At 42.9% G+C, this 22,036-nt stretch carries 16 protein-coding genes and 1 pseudogene; 15 read left to right on the top strand and 2 right to left on the bottom strand.

Translation table 11 applies throughout. The features are described 5' to 3' along the window. Positions 1 to 77 precede the first annotated feature (77 nt). The 13 genes from rlmD to rpoS all read left to right on the top strand — a co-directional run bounded on the left by rlmD (position 78) and on the right by rpoS (position 14,500). Positions 78 to 1,445, top strand: a complete 1,368-nt coding sequence (gene rlmD / locus IEY42_RS02965; RefSeq protein ID WP_188923870.1) for a 23S rRNA (uracil(1939)-C(5))-methyltransferase RlmD — start codon at positions 78 to 80, stop codon at positions 1,443 to 1,445. A 183-nt stretch (positions 1,446 to 1,628) separates the two neighbouring features. Next, positions 1,629 to 3,836, top strand: coding sequence for a GTP diphosphokinase (relA, locus tag IEY42_RS02960; RefSeq protein ID WP_188923869.1), 2,208 nt, complete (start codon positions 1,629 to 1,631; stop codon positions 3,834 to 3,836). 87 nt (positions 3,837 to 3,923) lie between these two features. After that, positions 3,924 to 4,745, top strand: a complete 822-nt coding sequence (mazG, locus tag IEY42_RS02955) for a nucleoside triphosphate pyrophosphohydrolase (protein WP_188923868.1) — start codon at positions 3,924 to 3,926, stop codon at positions 4,743 to 4,745. A gap of 114 nt (positions 4,746 to 4,859) precedes the next feature. Further along, the gene (gene pyrG / locus IEY42_RS02950) at positions 4,860 to 6,497 is read left to right on the top strand and encodes a CTP synthase (protein WP_188923867.1); all 1,638 of its coding nucleotides are present in this window, start codon (positions 4,860 to 4,862) and stop codon (positions 6,495 to 6,497) included. Positions 6,498 to 6,774: 277 nt separating this feature from the next. After that, positions 6,775 to 8,076: a phosphopyruvate hydratase gene (eno, locus tag IEY42_RS02945; RefSeq protein WP_188923866.1), complete on the top strand. Its 1,302-nt coding sequence runs from the start codon at positions 6,775 to 6,777 to the stop codon at positions 8,074 to 8,076. A gap of 99 nt (positions 8,077 to 8,175) precedes the next feature. Further along, positions 8,176 to 8,478: a cell division protein FtsB gene (ftsB, locus tag IEY42_RS02940; RefSeq protein WP_188923865.1), complete on the top strand. Its 303-nt coding sequence runs from the start codon at positions 8,176 to 8,178 to the stop codon at positions 8,476 to 8,478. A 48-nt stretch (positions 8,479 to 8,526) separates the two neighbouring features. After that, on the top strand, positions 8,527 to 9,228 hold the full coding sequence (gene ispD / locus IEY42_RS02935) for a 2-C-methyl-D-erythritol 4-phosphate cytidylyltransferase (RefSeq protein WP_188923864.1): 702 nt from the start codon (positions 8,527 to 8,529) through the stop codon (positions 9,226 to 9,228). A gap of 36 nt (positions 9,229 to 9,264) precedes the next feature. Continuing rightward, positions 9,265 to 9,750 (top strand): 2-C-methyl-D-erythritol 2,4-cyclodiphosphate synthase, encoded by a 486-nt coding sequence (gene ispF / locus IEY42_RS02930; RefSeq protein WP_188923863.1) that lies wholly within the window; start codon positions 9,265 to 9,267, stop codon positions 9,748 to 9,750. A 22-nt stretch (positions 9,751 to 9,772) separates the two neighbouring features. After that, on the top strand, positions 9,773 to 10,870 hold the full coding sequence (gene truD, locus IEY42_RS02925; RefSeq protein ID WP_188923862.1) for a tRNA pseudouridine(13) synthase TruD: 1,098 nt from the start codon (positions 9,773 to 9,775) through the stop codon (positions 10,868 to 10,870). 3 nt (positions 10,871 to 10,873) lie between these two features. Further along, positions 10,874 to 11,623 (top strand): 5'/3'-nucleotidase SurE, encoded by a 750-nt coding sequence (surE, locus tag IEY42_RS02920; RefSeq protein WP_188923861.1) that lies wholly within the window; start codon positions 10,874 to 10,876, stop codon positions 11,621 to 11,623. Next, positions 11,620 to 12,255 carry a protein-L-isoaspartate(D-aspartate) O-methyltransferase gene (locus IEY42_RS02915; RefSeq protein WP_188923926.1) on the top strand — a complete coding sequence of 212 codons (636 nt, stop codon included), beginning with the start codon at positions 11,620 to 11,622 and terminating at the stop codon, positions 12,253 to 12,255. The genes surE and IEY42_RS02915 overlap by 4 nt, the downstream gene beginning before the upstream one ends. A gap of 261 nt (positions 12,256 to 12,516) precedes the next feature. Beyond that, on the top strand, positions 12,517 to 13,449 hold the full coding sequence (locus tag IEY42_RS02910; protein ID WP_373292776.1) for a peptidoglycan DD-metalloendopeptidase family protein: 933 nt from the start codon (positions 12,517 to 12,519) through the stop codon (positions 13,447 to 13,449). Positions 13,450 to 13,528: 79 nt separating this feature from the next. Beyond that, the gene (rpoS, locus tag IEY42_RS02905; protein ID WP_188923859.1) at positions 13,529 to 14,500 is read left to right on the top strand and encodes an RNA polymerase sigma factor RpoS; all 972 of its coding nucleotides are present in this window, start codon (positions 13,529 to 13,531) and stop codon (positions 14,498 to 14,500) included. A gap of 110 nt (positions 14,501 to 14,610) precedes the next feature. Here rpoS and mutS read toward each other — a convergent pair whose 3' ends face one another. Continuing rightward, positions 14,611 to 17,187 (bottom strand): DNA mismatch repair protein MutS, encoded by a 2,577-nt coding sequence (gene mutS, locus IEY42_RS02900; RefSeq protein ID WP_188923858.1) that lies wholly within the window; start codon positions 17,185 to 17,187, stop codon positions 14,611 to 14,613. Positions 17,188 to 17,472: 285 nt separating this feature from the next. Between mutS and IEY42_RS02895 the strand changes: the two are divergent. Then, a pseudogene (locus IEY42_RS02895) lies at positions 17,473 to 18,344 on the top strand (recombinase RecA). 11 nt (positions 18,345 to 18,355) lie between these two features. Here IEY42_RS02895 and IEY42_RS02890 read toward each other — a convergent pair. Further along, a complete protein-coding gene (locus IEY42_RS02890) occupies positions 18,356 to 18,706 on the bottom strand; it encodes a hypothetical protein (protein WP_188923857.1) in 351 nt (116 codons plus the stop codon). Positions 18,707 to 19,050: 344 nt separating this feature from the next. Between IEY42_RS02890 and alaS the strand changes: the two genes are divergently transcribed. After that, positions 19,051 to 21,675: an alanine--tRNA ligase gene (alaS, locus tag IEY42_RS02885; RefSeq protein WP_188923856.1), complete on the top strand. Its 2,625-nt coding sequence runs from the start codon at positions 19,051 to 19,053 to the stop codon at positions 21,673 to 21,675. Positions 21,676 to 22,036: the final 361 nt, after the last annotated feature.

The raw sequence follows: 22,036 nt of genomic DNA, 5'->3' as shown, positions 1-22,036 counted from the left end.
AATCGCTACTATGTGCGTCTAGACTGCCAGAAATAGCGCACTCTTGACTAGTTTTTTATTCGACATCTGAGGCCGAAATGGCACAATTTTTCAAAGAAAAACCGAACAAATCTAAACAATTATCTGCCAAGCTTTCATTAGACATTACCCAATTAGATCATTTAGGTGCCGGAATTGCCCAGCATCAAGGTAAAGTTGTGTTTGTCGCCGGGGCGTTGCCAGGCGAGCGTGCGACGGTACAGCTCGTTGAGCAAAAGAAAAGTTATGCCAAAGCTAAACTCATCAAGATTGATAGTCCAGCCTCTAGCCGTATTAAAGCCCATTGCCCGCATTATGTGCAATGTGGAGGGTGCGATTTACAACATATGGACACACAGGCGCAACGCGAACATAAACAAACTGCATTAGTTGACCTTATTACGAAGTTATCCAGTGCTGAGCCTGTCGCTGAAAACCTTGTAGCCACTCCCATTGTTGATGATGCCTGGCATTATCGGCGTAGAGCTAGGTTGGCAACCGTTTTTGACAAAAATACCCAACGTTTACAATTGGGTTTTCGCGCCGCAAACAGCAATAAAATTGTTGAAATTAACCAATGTCCAGTGCTTGCTGCGCCGTTGTCAGAGCTTATTACGCCGCTGGCGGTTAATTTAAATCAACTAAAAGCAAAAGCCAGTTTAGGGCATGTTGAATTAACCCAAGCTGACAATGGCCACTTTGCCGTATTAAGGGTCACTAAAACCTTACCTAATTCTGATTTACGTTGGTTAAGTGGTTTTGCCGAAAAGCATCAACTTAATTTATTGTTGCAAGATGAAGCCGGCCAACTAACTCAGATTTATCCCGCTCTGTCATCTGATGAAGATAAAGTGACATTACCGTTCTACCTTTTAGCGGATAATAGCGTTCGTTGCTCATTCACGCCGGGTAATTTTGTTCAGGTGAATGGCGTGATAAATCAAGCTATGGTTGAACAAGCGATTGACTGGCTCGAGCCTCAAGCCGGCGAGCGGATCCTTGATTTGTTTTGCGGCGTCGGTAATTTTAGTTTGCCGTTAGCCAAAAAAGCGGCGCAAGTGATTGCCGTTGAAGGTGTAGCAGAAATGGTTGAGCAGGCCAAACAGAATGCACTCGATAATCAATTAACTAATGTGAGCTTTTACCATGCTGACTTAAGTGCCGATTTATCTGAGCAAACCTGGCTGGGTAAAATTGATAAATTGTTACTTGACCCTGCTAGAGCCGGCGCCTATGAAAGTCTGCAATGGTTACAAAAAATGCAACCTAAAAAGGTGGTTTATGTGTCGTGTAATCCGGCAAGTTTAGCCCGCGACAGTAGTGTATTATTAGCCAATGGTTATCGAATTGCTAAAGTAGGTTTAGTTGATATGTTTCCTCAAACGCATCATATTGAGGCGATGGTCTTATTTGAACTAGGTAAATAAGTGTCAACTTTTTCAGTATTATCAACTGGTATGCTATAAAATTGTTCAACTAACCATGTTTGAATTGACAAACGGGCTTAGGGCTTCAAGATAACGTATTCAGTTGTAGTTTTTACCTCATTTCACCTTGAATCAGTGAAGTGGAGGTGGGTATCAGTCGGTCATGCGGCTAAGGAAGGGTTCATGGTATCTGTTCGCGAAGCACATTTTAATACGCAAGCATTCCAATTAGATGAGTGGGTCGCCCGTTATATTGACGACAAAGACGACGCTCAAATATTATTATCGTTGATCCAGCAAGTTGAGGCCTTACCGGTCAAAAACAAACTGGCGCACACCGAGTTGCTTGCGCGTGCTCGTGAAATGATCGAAATTTTAGCGCCACTGAACATGGACATTGAAACCCTGCAAGCGGCTGTGCTGTTTTTAATGCATGAAGCTGGCGTGTTAAGTGATGAGCAATTAGCTGAAAAGTACGGCGACAATTTAGCAAAGTTGGTGGCCAGCGTGGTCACCATGAATGCCATTGGCGCACTTAAAGTCAGCGATAACTCACGTGATGCCGAACCACAAATCGACAATATTCGTAAAATGTTATTGGCGATGGTTGAAGACGTGCGTGCGGTAGTGATTAAACTTGCCGAGCGCGTGTGTTTACTTCGTGCGGTGAAAAATGCCGACGAAGAAACGCGGGTATTATTGGCCCGTGAAATTGCCGACATATACGCCCCCTTAGCTAACCGTTTAGGTATTGGTCAGCTCAAATGGGAGCTTGAAGATATTTCGTTCCGTTACTTACACCCAACGGTATATAAAGACATCGCGAAACAGCTTGATGGCAAACGTGTTGATCGTGAAGTGTTTATCGACAAGTTTGTTACCCAGTTGCAGCAACGGTTAGACAACGATGATATCCGCGCCAAAGTCTATGGCCGCCCCAAACATATTTACAGCATTTGGCGTAAAATGAAGGGAAAAGATCTTAAGTTTGATGAATTATTTGACGTAAGAGCTGTGCGCATCGTGACTGAACGCTTACAAGATTGTTATGGCGCGTTAGGCGTTGTGCATGATTTATGGCACCACATTCCGCGCGAGTTTGACGATTACGTCGCCAACCCTAAACCGAACGGTTATCAATCCATTCATACCGTCGTAGTGGGCCCTGAAGGCAAAACCGTCGAAATTCAAATTCGTACTGAAGCCATGCATCAAGACTCTGAACTTGGTGTGGCTGCGCATTGGAAGTACAAAGAAGGTGCGGGTAACGCCAAACAAACCGGCTACGAAGAAAAAATTAACTGGCTACGTAAAATTTTACAGTGGCAAGAAGATGTGGCCGAAAGTGGTAATTTGGTGGATGAAGTACGTAGCCAGGTATTTGAAGACCGAGTCTATGTATTTACTCCGAATGGTGAAGTGGTTGACTTACCTTTAGGCTCGACTGTGCTCGATTTCGCTTATTACATTCACTCTCATGTGGGACATAAGTGTATCGGCGCCAAAGTGGATGGTCGTATTGTGCCGTTTACTTACCAGGTTGAAACCGGTGAACGCATTGAAATCATTACGTCAAAAACGCCTAACCCAAAACGTGACTGGTTAAATCCTAACTTGGGATACATTAAGTCGTCTCGTTCTCGCTCTAAAATTCAACATTGGTTTAAACAACAAGATCGCGACAAAAATATTGCCGCCGGTAAAGAAATGCTCGAGTCTGAGTTGTCGCGTGTTGGCTTAAAAATTAAAGATGCAGCTGTGGCGGTTGAACGTTTTAACCTTAATACCATGGACGATATGTTAGCGGCCATTGGTGGTGGAGATTTACGCCTAAACCAAGTGGTCAACTTTACCGAAACCAAAGTCCGAAAAATTGAAGATTCAGACGAAGACTTGGTTGAAGATATTATTAAAAAAGCGTCTAACAAACCGAAAAAATCAAGTAAAGGCCAAGTTGAAGTCAACGGTGTGGGCAACCTAATGAGCCACATTGCGCGTTGTTGTCAGCCAGTACCTGGTGATGAAATCTTTGGGTACATCACCATGGGCCGTGGTATTTCTGTGCATCGCAGTGATTGCGAACAAGTTAAAGAGTTAATGCGCGCACACCCTGAGCGCAGTGTCGATGTGATTTGGGGCGAAAACTACTCTGGCGGCTACCGTATTAGAGTGCGAGTATTATCCCATGACCGCAGTGGCTTATTACGCGACTTAACCACAGTGCTTGCCGCTGAAAAGTCGAACGTAATGGCCATGAGCTCATCATCGGATGTGAAAACCCAAACCGCGACCGTAGAGCTTGAACTTGAGCTCTATAACCTCGATGGTTTATCACGCATCATTGCTAAATTATCGCAAGTTGATGGTGTGATTGAGTCTCGTAGGCTGTAAAACATTAAACAACATACTCTGCGTAAAGGCACCTTAATCTAGGTGCCTTTTCAATTAAAGTACCGTTCAATTTAGAGGACAAACAAGGTGGCAAACATTCAATCGCTATTGGATATTATGACGCAATTACGCGATCCGCAAACGGGCTGCCCGTGGGATCTTGCCCAAGACTTTGCCACCATAGTGCCTTTTACTCTAGAAGAAGCCTATGAGGTGGTCGATACCATAGAGCGTCAAGCATGGCGTGAATTACCCGATGAATTAGGCGATCTGTTGTTTCAAGTGGTGTTTTATTGTCAACTTGGCCAAGAGCAAGGGATGTTTGATTTTGCGACGGTTGTAGAGCGCATTAGCGATAAATTAACTCGGCGTCATCCACATGTGTTTGCTCAGGCTGATGGTCAAATCAGTGGTCCTATTACCAACACCCAAGAGTTAAGCCAAGCCTGGGACACATTAAAAGCCAATGAGCGCCAGCAAAAGCAACTTCATTCCGCATTAGACGATATTCCGCAAGCGTTACCAGCATTATCTCGCGCACGTAAAATTCAACATCGGGTAGCCAAAGTCGGCTTTGACTGGGCGGAACTTGAACCTGTAGTCGCCAAAATACATGAAGAAATTGATGAAGTACTCATTGAGGTAAACAAAAGCCATGACGACCCAGCTTACTCGCAAGAGCATATTCAAGATGAAATGGGGGATTTATTTTTTGCCGTGGTCAATTTAGCCAGGCATTTAAAGGTTGACCCAGAACAAGCATTACGCCACGCCAATAACAAATTTGAGCGCAGATTTAGAGGCGTTGAGCATTATGTAGCCGACAGCGGAAAAGTCATCGAACAGCATACATTAACTGAGTTAGATGGTTACTGGGACAAGGTAAAGCAAGACGAAAAGGCAAATTAAGCTAAAATTAGCGTGTTTAAGTTTGTCGAATCGAAGTGGCTTTGATATACTATCGCCCCGTCCTAGTGCTTTCTTACAAGCACGTTTTTTCCAACACATTTTCTCAGGTTCAGCATGACTACAAGGTATATCTTCGTTACTGGTGGCGTTGTTTCATCACTAGGTAAAGGCATTGCAGCAGCTTCGCTAGCAGCAATTTTAGAGGCGCGTGGCCTCAATGTAACCATTATGAAACTGGACCCATACATTAACGTCGATCCAGGTACGATGAGCCCAACTCAACACGGTGAAGTATTCGTGACTGAAGATGGCGCAGAAACCGACCTCGACTTAGGTCACTATGAACGTTTCATTCGCACTAAAATGAACCGCCGTAATAACTTTACTACAGGCCGTATTTATGAAGAAGTACTTCGTAAAGAGCGTCGTGGTGATTATTTAGGTGCAACCATTCAGGTTATTCCGCATATTACCAATGCGATTAAAGAAAAAGTGCTTGAAGGTGGCGAAGGTCATGACGTAGCAATCGTAGAGATTGGCGGCACGGTAGGTGATATTGAATCATTGCCTTTCCTTGAGTCTATTCGTCAACTCGGTGCTGAGCTAGGACGCGATCGCACATTATTTATGCATTTAACCTTAGTGCCATTTTTGGGTGCCGCAGGTGAAATCAAAACCAAGCCTACGCAGCATTCTGTAAAAGAGTTGCGTTCAATTGGTATCGCGCCAGACGTATTGGTTTGTCGTGGCGACCGTGCAATTCCTGCCAACGAAAAATCTAAAATCTCGTTATTTTGTAACGTGGAAGAGCGCGCAGTTATTTCACTTAAAGACGTCGACAGCATCTACAAAATCCCTGCGTTATTACGCTCACAAGGATTAGATGAATTAGTGATCAAGCGTTTCCATTTAGATTGTAACGAAGCCGACTTATCTGAGTGGGAAAATGTTATTTACCAAGAAGCAAATCCAAACGGTGAGGTCACCATTGGTATGGTCGGTAAATACATTGAACTACCCGATGCTTATAAGTCTGTTAACGAAGCATTAAAACATGCGGGCTTAAAAAACCGTGTGACAGTGAATATCAAGTATATTGATTCACAAACAGTTGAAGCTAAAGGCGAAGAAGTGTTGCAAGGCCTAGACGGTATTTTAGTACCTGGCGGCTTTGGTGAGCGTGGCGTTGAAGGCAAAATTTTTGCCGCACAATTTGCCCGTGAAAACAACTTACCTTACTTTGGTATTTGTTTAGGTATGCAAGTGGCATTGATTGAGTTTGCTCGACATGTGGCCGGCTTAGAAGGTGCACATTCAACCGAGTTTAACCCTGACTCTCCATATCCTGTGGTTGGTTTAATCACAGAGTGGATTAACGAAGAAGGTGATGTTGAAAAACGTCATGAGTCTTCTGATTTAGGTGGCACAATGCGTTTAGGTGCACAATTATGTCACTTAAAAGAAGGCACTAAAGCAGCAACCGCTTATAACTCAACAAGCTGTGTTGAGCGCCATCGTCATCGCTATGAAGTGAACAACAACTTCATTGAACGTCTTGAAAAAGCCGGATTAGTGTTCAGTGGTTTATCTTCAGACCGTAAATTAATTGAAATGATCGAATTGCCAAATCACCCTTGGTTTGTTGCGGGTCAATTCCATCCAGAATTTACCTCAACCCCACGTGATGGTCATCCATTATTTGAAGGGTTTATTGCTGCTTCTTCAGCGTACCAAAAACGCGATATCAGCTAAATTTAAAATAGCCGTTAATGTTGATGCATTAACGGCTTTTTTGTCTATGATGTATGCGTAAGATCAAATAATCATCAATCTGATGCCTTACAGTGGTTAAAACTAAGTTGAAGCTAAATCCAATTCGATTTATCCTAAGCGCAGATAGAATAAAATTACTAAACTGAAAGTTACATACCAATAAATCGACGTTTTAAACAAATCTCGCGGTTATATTGGTATTGGCTTTTAACTTTTATATAAATTTTTTAATTTACTGACACAGTACGAGGAAATTATGGCTAACATTCTTAAAGTGATTGGTCGCGAGATTATGGATTCGCGTGGCAACCCAACCGTTGAAGCAGAAGTGCATTTAGAAGGCGGTTTTGTGGGTATGGCTGCTGCACCATCTGGCGCATCAACCGGTAGTCGTGAAGCATTAGAACTACGTGACGGCGACAAAGCACGTTACTTAGGTAAAGGCGTATTAAATGCCGTTGCTGCTGTTAACGGTCCTATTGCTGACGCGATTAAAGGTAAAGATGCATTGGCTCAAGCAGCACTTGACCAAATTATGATTGACTTAGACGGCACAGAAAATAAAGCTAAATTTGGCGCTAACGCCATTCTAGCTGTTTCACTGGCTATTGCTAAGGCGGCTGCAGCTGCGAAGCACGTGCCTTTATATGCACACATTGCTGATCTAAACGGAACTCCTGGCGTGTATTCAATGCCACTTCCGATGATGAATATCATCAATGGTGGTGAGCATGCAGACAACAGTGTTGATATCCAAGAATTTATGATCCAACCCGTTGGCGCTAAGACATTCCGCGAAGGTTTACGTATGGGCGCAGAAGTATTCCACAGCCTTGCAAAAGTGCTTAAAGCTGACGGTCACTCAACTGCGGTAGGTGATGAAGGCGGTTTTGCTCCAAACCTAGCGTCTAATGAAGCCGCTCTAGCCGCAATTAAAGTTGCCGTTGCAAACGCAGGTTATGAGTTAGGTAAAGACATCACTTTAGCGATGGATTGTGCAGCCTCTGAGTTTTACGACAAAGAAGCAAACATTTATGATCTTAAAGGTGAAGGCAAGAAGTTCACCTCTGAAGAGTTTAACTTCTTCTTACAAGGTCTTACTGAACGTTATCCAATTGTTTCTATCGAAGATGGTCTTGACGAGTCTGACTGGGATGGTTTTGCTCATCAGACTAAATTAATGGGTGATAAAATCCAATTAGTAGGTGACGATTTATTCGTTACCAACACTAAAATCCTTAAGCGTGGGATCGACAACGGCATTGCTAACTCTATCTTAATTAAATTCAACCAAATCGGTTCTTTAACTGAAACGTTGGCTGCAATTAAAATGGCGAAAGATGCTGGTTTTACCGTGGTTATTTCTCACCGTAGTGGTGAGACGGAAGATTCAACCATTGCTGATTTAGCTGTCGGTACCGCTGCTGGTCAAATCAAAACCGGTTCATTAAGTCGCAGTGATCGTGTTGCTAAATACAACCAACTACTTCGTATTGAAGAAGCGTTAGGTTCAAAAGCACCGTACAATGGTCTTAAAGAAGTGAAAGGCCAAGCATAAATTTTTGCTTTAGTTTAAAAAGGCCACCACTCGGTGGCCTTTTTTGTTGTACTATATCCAACAAACATTTTAGGGGTTAACACAGCGTAACTTGATATTATGAAACGACTAATATTATTAATGATAGGTTTGTTGGCAATTTTGCAATACCGGCTATGGCTGGGCGATAACAATTTATCAGAGTATGTCGTGCTGCAAGCCCAGATTGAAGCCCAACAACAAAGCAACGAAAAGCTGGTGGCCCGCAATCAAATCCTTAAAGAAGAAATCATCGATCTTCAAAGTGGCACCGAAGCCATTGAAGAGCGTGCGCGTAACGAACTAGGTATGGTCAAAGAAGGTGAAACTTTTTACCGAGTTGTGGGCAGTGAACTGCGCGAACAACAGCCGTTTAACCCATAAATATCATTCGCTTTAACTACGCCATAATAACGATAACAATGGTCTACTATGCAAAACAACTCTGATTCTATTATTGCAATTGTGCCTGCTGCAGGTATCGGTAGTCGTATGGCGGCTGATAAACCTAAGCAATATTTACAACTCGGCCAACAAACCATTTTAGCGCACACTCTCGATGTTTTAATATCGCACCCACTTATCTCCCAAGTGGTTATCGCACTTCATCCCCAAGACCAGTACTTTCAACATTTAGCTCAGGCTCAGCACCCTAAATTGGTCCAAGTTATCGGCGGGGGAGAACGAGCTGATTCAGTCTTAGCAGCCCTAAACATGGCCAAGACCATTAACCCATCTGCCTGGGCTTTGGTTCACGATGCTGCCAGACCCTGTTTGTGCCATAGTGATATTGATAAGCTGCTTAAATCTCAGTCACGCTTTCCTCAAGGGGCGATTTTAGCCGCACCGGTACGTGATACCATGAAGCGAAGTGACGCCAATGGCTTAATCACTGATACAGTTGAAAGAGCATTGTTATGGCATGCGTTAACGCCACAATATTTTCCTATCGACACGTTACAAGCTAACCTTACTAATGCCCTTAAGGCCAAAGTTAATATTACCGATGAAGCCAGTGCAATGGAGTGGGCAGGTGTTATGCCGGGCTTGGTAACAGGCCGTGTTGATAATATTAAAGTCACTCACCCTGATGATTTACAACTTGCTCAACTGTTTATGTCGCAAGCACAATAACCACATTGTAAAGATAACTTCGCCGCAAGGATTAACATGAATATACGTATAGGCCATGGTTTTGATGTACATAAATTTGGTGGCGATAAACCACTTATTTTAGGTGGTGTTATTGTCCCTTATGATACTGGATTAATTGCTCATTCTGATGGCGATGTGGTTTTACATGCTGTGAGCGACGCTATTCTAGGGGCGATGGCATTAGGCGATATTGGCAAACATTTTCCTGACACAGATGCTAATTTTGCAGGGGCTGATAGCCGGGCGCTTTTAAAGCATTGTTATCAATTGGCCGTAGAGAAACAGTTTGTCATTGGTAATCTTGATGTCACTGTGATTGCCCAGGCTCCTAAGATGGCGCCACATATTGAGGCAATACGTCAATGTTTAAGTGACGATTTACAAACCGAACTCGACAATATAAATGTTAAAGCGACCACCACTGAAAAGCTGGGTTTTACCGGACGTAAAGAAGGTATAGCTGTAGAAGCTGTCGTACTGATGGTAAGTCAATCGCGTTAATCACATAGAGAATGCTAGTTAGATGAATGAATTACATTACCTGTTAGGTAAACCTTCAAGCCAAGCCGATTTACGAACTCACAATAGTGATTTTATTGTCAAAGAAATTTTGCCTTTTACCCCTACGGGTGAAGGTGAACATCATATGCTGCATATCCAAAAAAATGGCTCGAACACCGTCTATGTCGCTGAAGTGATTGCCAAGTTTGCTAAAGTGCACCCCAAAGAAGTGACCTATGCAGGGCAAAAAGATAAAAATGCCGTTACTGAACAGTGGTTTGGTGTGCGTATTCCTGGCAAAGAAACGCCCGAGTGGACTCAATTAAATAACGATAAACTCACGGTGCTATCAAGTAGTCGTCACAGCAAAAAACTGCGAATTGGTGCACTGCTTGGTAATCGTTTTGTCCTTACCTTGCGCAATATTACTGATGTTGCTGACGTTGAATCTCGATTGCAGCAGATTGCCGCCGCCGGAGTGCCAAACTATTTTGGCGAACAACGCTTTGGTCATGATGGTAAAAACTTAGTGATGGGACGCCAGATGTTAAATGGTGGCCGTAATGTTAAAGATCGTAACAAGCGCAGCATGTATTTATCTGCTGTGCGCTCAAACATATTTAACCTCGTGGCATCACACCGTTTAGCCACACATCAAACACAAACGGTAGTGGGTGATTGTGTAATGCTTGCGGGCAGTAAAAGCTATTTTACCGTCGATGCCTGGGACGATGTGCTTAATAAACGCTTAGCTGAAAAAGACATCCAATTATCTGCACCACTTTGGGGCCGCGGCAACCCACTGGCAAAAGAGGCTGCTTTTGAGTTAGAAATGGCGCCATTAACAGATTATTCAGAAGATTTATCTGGGCTTGAAAATGCCGGTTTATCACAAGAAAGACGGCCTTTGTTGCTTGAGCCTCAAGGAATGAAATGGCACTTTGACGCAGATGTACTTACGCTTGAGTTTATGTTGCCCGCTGGCAGTTATGCTACCTCGGTACTGCGCGAACTTGCTGACTATCAAGATGTCCAAGAACAACAAAGAAAAATCATGGTCGCAGAGCAGCAAGCACATCGTTTAGCGCAATCTGAATCACCCTCTCAAAAAGAGTCATAAAAAATGATTAATATTTTGGTCAGTAATGACGATGGCGTACATGCTCCAGGCATTATTGCGTTAACTCAAGCATTGAGTGAGTTTGCTCAAGTGCTAACAGTAGCGCCTGACCGAAATTGTTCTGGTGCGAGCAACTCTTTAACCTTGACGAATCCATTAAGAATTAATAACTTAGATAATGGCTATATTTCAGTCAATGGTACACCTACCGATTGTGTCCATTTAGCCATTAGGCAATTATGCCAGCATGAGCCTGATATTGTGGTTTCTGGTATTAATGCGGGGGCAAATATGGGGGATGATACTTTATATTCTGGCACTGTGGCAGCGGCAATGGAAGGGCGCTTTTTAGGCTTACCTGCTATTGCGATTTCGCTAGTTGGTAAATCGTTAACTCATTATGACAGTGCAGCGATTTATGCTGCAAAAATAGTTAAGGGCTTGCTGGCTCACCCCGTTGATAGCGATCAAATTTTAAATGTAAATGTACCTGATTTGCCAGTTGAACAAATTAAAGGTATTAAAGTGACACGTTTAGGGGCAAGACATAAAGCCGAGGGAATGATTAAAACCCAAGACCCTGCTGGCAAAGATATCTACTGGCTTGGGCCGGTGGGTAGTGAGCAAGATGCTGGCGAAGGCACCGATTTTGGTGCTATAACAGCAGGTTATGTCTCAATCACGCCTTTAACCGTAGACTTAACTGCTTATAATCAATTAAACGGATTAGCTGAGTGGATAACAAAAATATGACCCACGTTGCGTCAACATCGGCAATGAATTTGGCAAAAAAGTTATCTGATGCAGGTATCCGCCACCCAGCAGTATTGCATGCGGTGGCCACCACACCGCGTGAGTTATTTCTCGACGGTGCCTTAGCGCATAAAGCCTATGAAAATACTGCATTACCGATAGGGCAAGGGCAAACGATTTCACAACCCTATATCGTAGCGCGTATGACCGAACTTCTATTGCAACACAATCCGCAAAAAGTACTCGAAATTGGTACTGGCTCGGGATACCAAGCAGCAGTACTGGCTTCATTAATTCCTGAGTTGTGTACTATAGAGCGAATTAAAGCGCTGCAAATTCAAGCCCGGCAACGCTTAAAACGCTTAGATTTGCACAATGTTTCGTTTAAATATGGCGACGGCTGGCAGGGCTGGCCTAATCGTGGCCCTTTTGATGGCATAATGGTGACCGCCGCGGCAGCATCCGTGCCTCAAGCTTTGCTTGAACAGTTGGCTGATCATGGCGTATTAATAATCCCAGTAGGTGAGGACACTCAGCAGCTACTAAAGATCACTCGTACGGGGAATGAGTATCACTCAGAAATTGTTGAAGGCGTTAAATTTGTGCCTTTAATCAATGGTGATTTAGCTTAAAATATCTTCATATGTTTTGTTAGGGCTAATTGCTCACGATTAATAAATGAGTTTTTATTATTTTATGCAAAGTAGAATGTGTACCTAGTATTCTAAATGAGCAGGTCATATCCTGATAAAAACAAACGACAAACCGTGCTTGTCGGGTTAGGCTAGAGCATTGCTTATGCCAGTATGAAACGTTTTATTGGATATTGCTTAGTGAGAGGCGTAGCCGCTCACATTTCACCTTATTATTATGTATTTCCTAAAGGACTTTGTTTGATGAAAACCGGTTGGCCAAATTGTTTGGTCTTAGCAATTATGCTGACAGGATGTAGTTTTCAAGCTGATCGTCCTGCGCCGGTTGATAGTTTATCGTCGAGTCATTATGGTCCTCGATACCACAAAGGTTCGTTAAAAAGCCATCAATACCAGGTAAAGAAGGGTGACACCTTGTATTCGATAGCGTGGGGGGCTGGTCGTAATTTTGTTGAGCTCGCACGTGAGAATAATTTGCACACCCCTTACACCATTTATCCAGGGCAAACGCTTAATTTGGTCGCGGTGAATAAAACAGTATCTTCGAACCAAAAATCTTCACAACCTTATGTGCCTTCAGTGCAAACAAATGCTGCAACCGTACCTTATTCTACAGCCCCTATTCGTTCTGAAAATAAAACAATCGTTTCAAACTCTTCGGCAAACTCAAGTGCCGCGCCTGTTTTAAACAGAACGAAAAAAGATCTTGATCACAATTTAAAGCCTGCGTATTCTGTAACAACTACCCAACAAAGTGTTAACCAGAGCGCAAGCGGAGCCACCGCCAACTTGCCAAAACAAGTTCAGCAATGGCACTGGCCAGTTAGAGGTCGAATTATTGGATATTTTTCGGCATCGGAACAAGGCAATCAAGGTATTAAGATTGCTGGTAATCGCGGTGATATTATTAAAGCCGCTGCAGATGGAAGGGTCGTGTACGCGGGTAATGCGTTACGGGGGTATGGCAACTTAGTGATTATTAAACATAATGATGATTATTTAAGTGCTTACGCTCATACAGACACGATAATGGTTAAAGAAAAGCAATATGTTAGCGCTGGGCAAACAGTTGCAAAAATGGGCAGTACCGGGACAAACCAAGTGATGCTTCACTTTGAAGTACGTTATCACGGTAAGTCAGTTAACCCATTACGATATCTACCTAAACAGTAATAGTTTAGCAACATAAATAACGGAGGATAGGCTAGTGCAGTAGATTACATACCACAATATTAGGTTTGGGAGAGCAATTATGAGCCGCAAAAAAAGTACTGCTTCAGCAGAACAACTTGTTGATCTAGCTAAACAACCACAAGAGGTTGCAACCAATAATGGCGATTTGGTGCAGCAACTCGATATCGAAGAAAAGGTCCAAGATGATCTTCAAAAAAACCTCGACGCCACTCAACTATATTTAGGTGAAATTGGTTTTTCTCCACTACTAACAGCTGAAGAAGAAGTCTATTTTTCACGTAAATCCCTCAAAGGCTGCGAAAAATCTCGCAACCGCATGATCGAAAGTAATTTGCGTCTCGTTGTTAAAATTTCTCGAAGATACAACAATCGTGGTTTGGCATTGCTCGATCTTATCGAAGAAGGCAATTTAGGCCTGATCAGAGCGGTAGAAAAATTTGATCCTGAACGCGGCTTTCGTTTTTCGACTTATGCAACCTGGTGGATCAGACAAACCATTGAACGTGCAATCATGAATCAAACTCGCACAATTCGACTTCCAATCCACGTGGTAAAAGAATTAAATGTGTACTTGCGTACAGCAAGACAACTGGCACAAAAACTGGATCACGAACCTACAGCAGAAGAAATCGCTGAAAAACTTGATGTATCAACCGGTGATGTTAGCCGTATGCTTAAACTGAATGAGAAAATCACTTCAGTTGACTCACCGCTTGGCGGCGACAACGAAAAAGCATTATTAGATGTTATTGCCGATGATGACTCTGTAGGGCCAGATCATCGAGTACAAAATGAAGATTTATCAAATTCTATTGTCGGTTGGTTAAACGAGCTCAACACCAAACAGCGTGAAGTATTGGCAAGACGCTTTGGTCTATTAGGTTATGAGCCATCAACACTTGAAAATGTCGGTGCTGAAATTGGTTTAACCCGTGAGCGAGTTCGTCAAATTCAGGTAGAAGCACTTAAACGATTAAAAGATCTACTTGGATCGCAAGGGTTATCAGTGGAAGCATTATTTAGAGATTAGAGATTAGAGACTAGCTAGCAAAAAGTGTGCGGCTAAGCTAAGCCGCACTATGATATGAACACTATAAGGACACATTGGCGTGTCCTTTTTTATTGCTTACAATTTTACGCTTAATTGGCTAGTTTTTTTAGCTCATACAATAAGTCCAATGCCTGCTTAGGTGTAAAATCATCAGGGTTAATTTGTGCCAGCTTATCCATCGCTGGAGAAGGTTCCGGCATCGGCGCAAGTAAATTCATGCTCACCTGACTTGGTGCTTGTTCTGATACCGCAATATCGCGACTTTCGAGTTGATGCAGTTTATGTTTGGCCGCTTTAATGACTTGATTTGGTACACCGGCTAACGCGGCTACTTGTAAACCATAACTCTTACTGGCAGCCCCCTCTTGAACCGCATGCATAAAGGCAATGGTATCGTCATGCTCAATTGCATCTAAGTGAACATTCACTACCGCAGGTAATATTTCAGGTAATTGGGTGAGCTCAAAATAATGGGTCGCAAATAAGGTCAAAGCACTGACTTGTTTGGCAAGATATTCTGCAGCAGACCATGCTAACGATAAACCATCGTAGGTTGAGGTTCCTCGGCCAATTTCATCCATTAACACTAAGCTATTGGCGGTAGCATTATGCAAAATATTGGCGGTTTCGGTCATCTCGACCATAAAGGTTGAGCGACCCGATGCCAAATCGTCAGATGCGCCAATACGAGTAAATATTCGATCGATTTCGCCAATTTGTGCAGCATCAGCAGGCACAAAACAACCAATGTGTGCCATTAAGGTGATAAGTGCTACTTGACGCATGTAAGTCGACTTACCACCCATATTGGGACCGGTCACAATTAACATTTTACGTTGTGGGGTTAGGCTTACAGGGTTGGCAATAAAGGCGGATTGACTGACCTGTTCAACGACAGGGTGACGACCTGCATCGATATGAATTCCGATATCGTTTGTCATCTCTGGGCATTGATAATTGAGCGTTTCTGCACGTTCAGCAAAATTGCTCAAAACATCTAACTGCGCGGCAGCGGTTGCAAAACTTTGTAACTCTTGCAGTTTAGGTAACAGTAAATCAAATAATTGTTCCCATAACTGTTTTTCTAACGCGAGCGCTTTACCTTGGCTCGAAAGCACTTTTTCTTCATACTCTTTAAGCTCTGGAGTGATGTAGCGCTCTGTGCCTTTTAATGTTTGGCGACGTTGGTAGCTTAAAGGCACTTTATCAGCTTGTAAGCGGCTGACTTCAATGTAATAACCATGCACGCGGTTATAGCCCACTTTTAGGGTACTGATACCAGTTTGCTGTTTTTCGCGGGCTTCTAGTTCAACCAAATAATCACTCGCGCCTTCGCTCAACTTACGCCACTCATCTAACTCGGCATGGTAACCGCTTTTAATTACACCGCCATCGCGAATTAACATCGGCGGGTTATCGACAATCGCGCGTTCGAGCAGGTCGTGCTGCTCAGGAAACTCGCCCAACTGAGTCGCTAATGTCATCATTTGTGGCTGTTGGCATTGAGACAATGTTTGCTGGACAGAGGGCAATAATGCTAACGCTTGCTTTAAGCGTGAAAAATCGCGTGGTCTGGCGCTGCGTAGGGCAAGACGAGCCATAATTCGTTCAATATCGCCCAAGCTTTTTAGTTGCTCATGCAGAGTATGGTAAAGGTCGTTTTCAATTAACTCATTGACCGCGCCGTGGCGTAATTGAACAGCTCGGCGGTCGCGAAGTGGTTCGTGGATCCAGCGCTGCAACATGCGGCTGCCCATAGGCGTTGCCGTATTATCGAGTACCCAAGCAAGGGTGTTGTCGCGTCCACCTGATAAATTTTGAGTTAACTCTAAATTACGACGCGTCGCAGCATCTAAAATAATTGATTCAGATTGATTAAAACACACAATTGAATTGATGTGCGGCAAGGCCATTTTTTGGGTGTCTTTAACATACTGCATTAAACAGCCTGCAGCTTGTAATGCTAATCGCGCATCGCTTATGCCAAAGCCATGTAAATCTTTAGTGCCAAATTGGTTGAGCAATAAATTGACGCAGGTGTCGTAATCAAACTCCCATTCAGGGCGGCGGCGAATACCTTTCATGTTATTGATTAGCAACATGTCAGTAAAATCTTCGCTGTAGAGTAACTCAGCCGGGTGGGTGCGTTGCAACTCGGCTTCTAATGCTTCGCGTGTCGGCAGCTCGGCAATGACAAAACGTCCAGATGAGATATCCAGTGTGGCATAGCCAAAACCACTTTTACCTTGATAAAGCGCGGCAAGTAGGTTGTCTTGTTTTTCTTGTAATAGTGCTTCATCAGTTAATGTGCCAGGGGTAACAATGCGCACAACTTGACGCTCAACCGGGCCTTTTGAAGTCGCTGGATCGCCAATTTGTTCACAAATAGCCACAGACTGACCGATTTGAACCAATTTAGCTAAATAGCCTTCAACGGCATGGTAAGGAATACCGGCCATTGGGATTGGGTCGCCACCACTTTTGCCTCGAGCGGTTAATGAAATGCCCAGCAGTTCAGAGGCTTTTTTGGCATCATCATAAAATAACTCGTAAAAATCACCCATTCGATAGAACAGCAACATCTCAGCATGAGCGGCTTTTAAGCTCAAATATTGTCGCATCATCGGGGTATGTTTTTCTAAATCGCTGGTATCAATTACAGTCATTATGGACTCTTCACTCTATCAATCTTGGGGCACGAAACTTTATGGCGCTAATCTTAACAATTTTTATCTTCAGGGTATAAATCAATTCATAATAAAAATTGCCGGTTGGGTAAAATGTTGATGTCAAAAGGCAAATTAACTTGAAATAAAAAAAATTACCATCAGCACTTGATACTGTATGACTATACAGTATACTGATGAACATATTGAGATGAGTTACAACATTTCACCTAAATACAAAACGCATTTTACTAAACGTATTGAATGCCTTAAGAGGGTTTTACAATGAAGGTTGATCCAAACAAAGAGAAAGCACTAGCCGCCGTTTTAGGCCAGATTGAAAAGCAATTTGGTAAAGGCTCAATTATGAAATTGGGCGAAGACCGCACAATGGATGTTGAAACTATCTCTACCGGTTCACTTTCATTAGACGTCGCGTTGGGTGCAGGTGGTTTACCAATGGGCCGTATCGTTGAAATTTACGGACCAGAATCGTCAGGTAAAACCACATTAACGCTTGAGGTTATTGCTGCGGCACAAAGAGCATGCACTAGACCCTATCTACGCTAAAAAACTTGGCGTTGATATTGATAACTTACTTTGTTCTCAGCCAGATACGGGTGAGCAAGCGCTTGAAATTTGTGATGCACTAACACGCTCAGGCGCGGTTGACGTCATCATTGTTGACTCGGTAGCAGCATTAACACCTAAAGCTGAAATCGAAGGTGAAATTGGTGATTCTCATATGGGCTTAATCAGTTCGTTTAGATATTCGCCGTACCGGTGCTGTGAAAGACGGTGATGAAGTGGTGGGTAACGAAACTCGCGTTAAAGTGGTTAAAAACAAAATTGCAGCACCATTTAAGCAAGCTGAATTCCAAATTCTTTATGGTCAAGGGATTAACCGCACCGGTGAATTAGTTGATTTAGGTGTACAGCACAAAATAGTGGATAAAGCTGGCGCATGGTACAGCTATAAAGGTGACAAAATTGGTCAAGGCCGTGCTAACGCCGGTAAATATCTAATTGAAAATCCAGCAATCGCTAATGAAATTGACACCACACTGCGCTCGCTATTATTAGCAAGTGGCAACAGTTTAGCAAATGCTGATGATGGTGATGAAAATATTGATTTAGAAACAGGCGAGGTTTTTTAATCTAGGCTTGCCTAGTATATAAACCCATCAGTTGAAAAGTCGTGGTTGCGTTTGTTACGCGCCGCGACTTTTTTGTTTTGAAACCAGGCAAAAGTTACATCATTTTGATGAGCAAGAGATAGAGCAAGCCCAGTTCTGGCAAAGCACACTGCTATTAAAACGACTAACATTATGCCGTTAGATTGACTAATAATCACATCAATAAAGGCCATGGGATTGCGCGAACCTAGCAAGCTTTGGCTCAAAGAGGTTTGGCCAAAGAGACAATTGAAACCGCCATTAATAACGCGATTGTGATTGGTTTGAGCTGTGTATATCAAAAGCCACGAAAAATACGGCCTATTAACTGTAGATAATAACAAAGAAAAATCCCTTGGTATTCGTCTTCTCATTGGGCAAAGTGTTAGTTTGAACATCTTGCTTATGTCTTTAGCTATGATCCCTACACGTTAGATTTAAAGCGCTAACGCCTTAAGATGACTCAAGTCATGTCCAATAATCCTTCTTAACACCATGGTCGATGCTAATAACCGCGTTATTGCGGCATTTATGCGATAAAACTATTGAGTAATTATCGTTTTTTGCTCAGATGATAATCGGTTTACTCGTCTCGCTTATTCCCTTAAATTCAGTATATAATGCCTTCATTTACTGGCTTGCGTGTCAAGCTGGGTATTTTTGTATTCTTCTATTTCAGGGCGATTTCATGTTTCAGACTACAGCAGAGTTAAGAAGTGCTTTTTTAAAGTATTTTGAAGATAACGGACATCAGGTTGTTGATAGCAGCTCACTCGTTCCCACTAACGACCCAACACTGTTATTTACCAATGCGGGTATGAACCAGTTTAAAGATGTGTTCCTAGGAATGGACAAGCGTAATTACACACGCGCAACCACATCTCAGCGTTGTGTACGTGCAGGTGGTAAGCACAATGACTTAGATAACGTGGGCTATACTGCACGTCACCACACTTTTTTTGAAATGCTAGGTAATTTCAGTTTTGGTGATTACTTTAAAGAAGACGCCATTCGTTTTGCATGGACCTTTTTAACTGAAACTCTAAAACTGCCAAAAGAGCGTCTATGCGTCACTATCTATGAAACAGACGATGAAGCGTATGATATCTGGACTCAAAAAATTGGTATTGCTCCTGAGAACATGATCCGAATTGGTGACAATAAAGGTGCTGCTTACGCATCAGATAACTTCTGGCAGATGGGTGATACCGGTCCTTGTGGTCCATGTAGTGAAATTTTCTATGATCATGGCGATCACATTTGGGGAGGCCGCCCTGGTACTCCTGAAGAAGATGGCGATCGTTTTATTGAAATTTGGAACATCGTATTTATGCAATATAACCGTCAAGCTGACGGAGAAATGTTGCCTTTACCTAAGCCTTCTGTGGATACCGGTATGGGGATTGAGCGTATTGCTGCCATTATGCAAGGTGTACATTCAAACTACGAGATCGATATCTTTAAGCAATTAATTGCTAAAGCTGCAGAGATTATTGGCGTATCTGATTTAGAAAATAAATCACTACGCGTTATTGCTGACCATATTCGTTCATGTGCTTTTTTGGTTGCAGATGGTGTTATGCCATCAAATGAAGGTCGCGGATATGTACTACGTCGTATTATTCGCCGCGCAGTACGTCATGGTAATAAGTTAGGTGCTAACGATGCATTTTTCTATAAGTTAGTGCCGACGCTCATTAGTGTGATGGGCGATGCTGCTAACGGCTTAAAAGCCATGCAAGCTATCGTTGAAAAAGCATTAAAAGCCGAAGAGGAGCAATTTGCCCGCACCCTTGAGCGTGGTTTGGTTATTCTAGATGGCGCGTTAAACGGTCTTAAAGGCGACACCTTAGACGGTGAAACCGTCTTTAAACTGTATGACACTTATGGTTTCCCTGTTGATTTAACCGCTGATGTTTGTCGTGAACGTGACATTAATGTTGATGAAGCAGGTTTTGAAGCCGCAATGGCCGAACAAAGAAGCCGTGCACAAGCTGCTGGTAACTTTGGTGCAGATTACAACAGCAATTTAATCATTGATGCTGAAACCCAATTTTGTGGATATAGCGAGTTAACAGGTGAGTCGACTGTGACTGGGTTATATGTTGATGGCAACGCGGTAGAAAGCGTCGACGCGGGTCAAAAAGCCATTGTTGTGTTAGCCAATACCCCATTTTATGCTGAGTCAGGCGGGCAGGTTGGTGACAAAGGTGTGTTAAGCACACAAGGTATTGAATTTACTGTTAACGACACTCAAAAATTTGGTCAAGCTACCGGTCATCAAGGCGAATTAGCTCAAGGAAAATTAGTTGTCGGCCAAAGCTTATCTGCGCAAGTGGATAAAAAATTACGTCACCGCACTCAATTAAACCATTCTGTGACTCACTTATTGCACGCTGCACTGCGTCAGGTATTAGGCTCTCACGTGACGCAAAAGGGCTCATTAGTGAATCCAGAGCGTTTACGATTTGACTTTTCACACTTTGAAGCCGTTAAGCCATCTGAGCTAAAAACGATTGAAGATCTTGTTAATACTCAAATTCGTCGTAACCATCAGTTGAAAACGGCTGAAATGGCCATTGATGAAGCCAAAGAAAAGGGTGCAATGGCGCTATTTGGTGAAAAGTACGATGATCAAGTCCGCGTAGTCACAATGGGCGATTTCTCTATCGAGCTGTGTGGTGGTACTCATGTTGGCCGCACAGGTGATATTGGATTATTTAAAATCACATCAGAAGGCGGTATTGCTGCCGGCGTTCGCCGTATTGAAGCGGTTACCGGTGCTGCGGCAATGAGTTATGTTGCCGAGCAACAAGCTATGCTAGATGAAGCTGCGCAGTTACTCAAATCTGACAACGCATCAGTGGTGGTTAAGTTAAAGGCTCAGCTTGATAAAGTGAAACAGCTTGAGAAAGACTTATCGCAACTTAAAGATAAGTTAGCCGCTGCAGCAAGTGCAGATATGGCCGGTGATGCTATTGATGTGAATGGCGTGAAAGTGCTAGTTAAAATGATGGAAGGTGTAGACCCTGGTTCACTTCGCGGTTTACAAGATGAGTTAAAGCAAAAGCTTAAATCAGCCATTATTGTGCTTGGCACCGCGAGAGACGGTAAAGTAAACCTGATTGCAGGTGTGAGCAATGACTTAACTAAGCAAGTTAAAGCGGGTGAGTTAGTTGCAATGGTTGCTCAGCAGGTGGGTGGTAAAGGTGGTGGACGTCCTGATATGGCGCAAGCTGGCGGTACTCAACCTGAAAATCTAGCCGCTGCATTAGCATCTGTTGAACCATGGGTTTCTGAGCGCTTGAGCTAATTTATTCATGATTTCATGATTTAGTCGACACTTAAGTTATAAAGTCTATGATATTCAACTTTATAACTTGAGTGCGAACAGTAGATTTGGCATAGTGAAGTGACTAGCTAGCGGTAGAAGAGTTTGTTGAGCTTTGCATTAGTGTTAATTTAGCGTCTTTAGACTCCAGTGTTATATCGGATGTTTTGCGTTTGATTTTACTGTTTAGATTGATTTAACGACGTGATGATAAATGCGGCCTATTTTAAGTCGTCATGTATGAATAAATGGTTTATCGCCAAGATTTTAAGTTTTCCGAATAGATAATGCCTTATAAACCGACGTATTTTGAAATAGATACTATGATTTTATTAAGTGCAGA

The organism is Shewanella algicola (assembly GCF_014648035.1).
Taxonomy (GTDB): domain Bacteria; phylum Pseudomonadota; class Gammaproteobacteria; order Enterobacterales; family Shewanellaceae; genus Shewanella; species Shewanella algicola.
This window is presented reverse-complemented; position numbering and strand designations above follow the sequence as displayed.

Coding starts and splice junctions, on each gene's coding strand:
- rlmD (WP_188923870.1), top strand. CDS start 78: ATGGCACAATTTTTCAAAGAAAAACCGAACAAATCTAAACAATTATCT.
- relA (WP_188923869.1), top strand. CDS start 1,629: ATGGTATCTGTTCGCGAAGCACATTTTAATACGCAAGCATTCCAATTA.
- pyrG (WP_188923867.1), top strand. CDS start 4,860: ATGACTACAAGGTATATCTTCGTTACTGGTGGCGTTGTTTCATCACTA.
- eno (WP_188923866.1), top strand. CDS start 6,775: ATGGCTAACATTCTTAAAGTGATTGGTCGCGAGATTATGGATTCGCGT.
- ftsB (WP_188923865.1), top strand. CDS start 8,176: ATGAAACGACTAATATTATTAATGATAGGTTTGTTGGCAATTTTGCAA.
- ispD (WP_188923864.1), top strand. CDS start 8,527: ATGCAAAACAACTCTGATTCTATTATTGCAATTGTGCCTGCTGCAGGT.
- ispF (WP_188923863.1), top strand. CDS start 9,265: ATGAATATACGTATAGGCCATGGTTTTGATGTACATAAATTTGGTGGC.
- truD (WP_188923862.1), top strand. CDS start 9,773: ATGAATGAATTACATTACCTGTTAGGTAAACCTTCAAGCCAAGCCGAT.
- surE (WP_188923861.1), top strand. CDS start 10,874: ATGATTAATATTTTGGTCAGTAATGACGATGGCGTACATGCTCCAGGC.
- IEY42_RS02915 (WP_188923926.1), top strand. CDS start 11,620: ATGACCCACGTTGCGTCAACATCGGCAATGAATTTGGCAAAAAAGTTA.
- rpoS (WP_188923859.1), top strand. CDS start 13,529: ATGAGCCGCAAAAAAAGTACTGCTTCAGCAGAACAACTTGTTGATCTA.
- mutS (WP_188923858.1), bottom strand. CDS start 17,187: ATGACTGTAATTGATACCAGCGATTTAGAAAAACATACCCCGATGATG.
- alaS (WP_188923856.1), top strand. CDS start 19,051: ATGTTTCAGACTACAGCAGAGTTAAGAAGTGCTTTTTTAAAGTATTTT.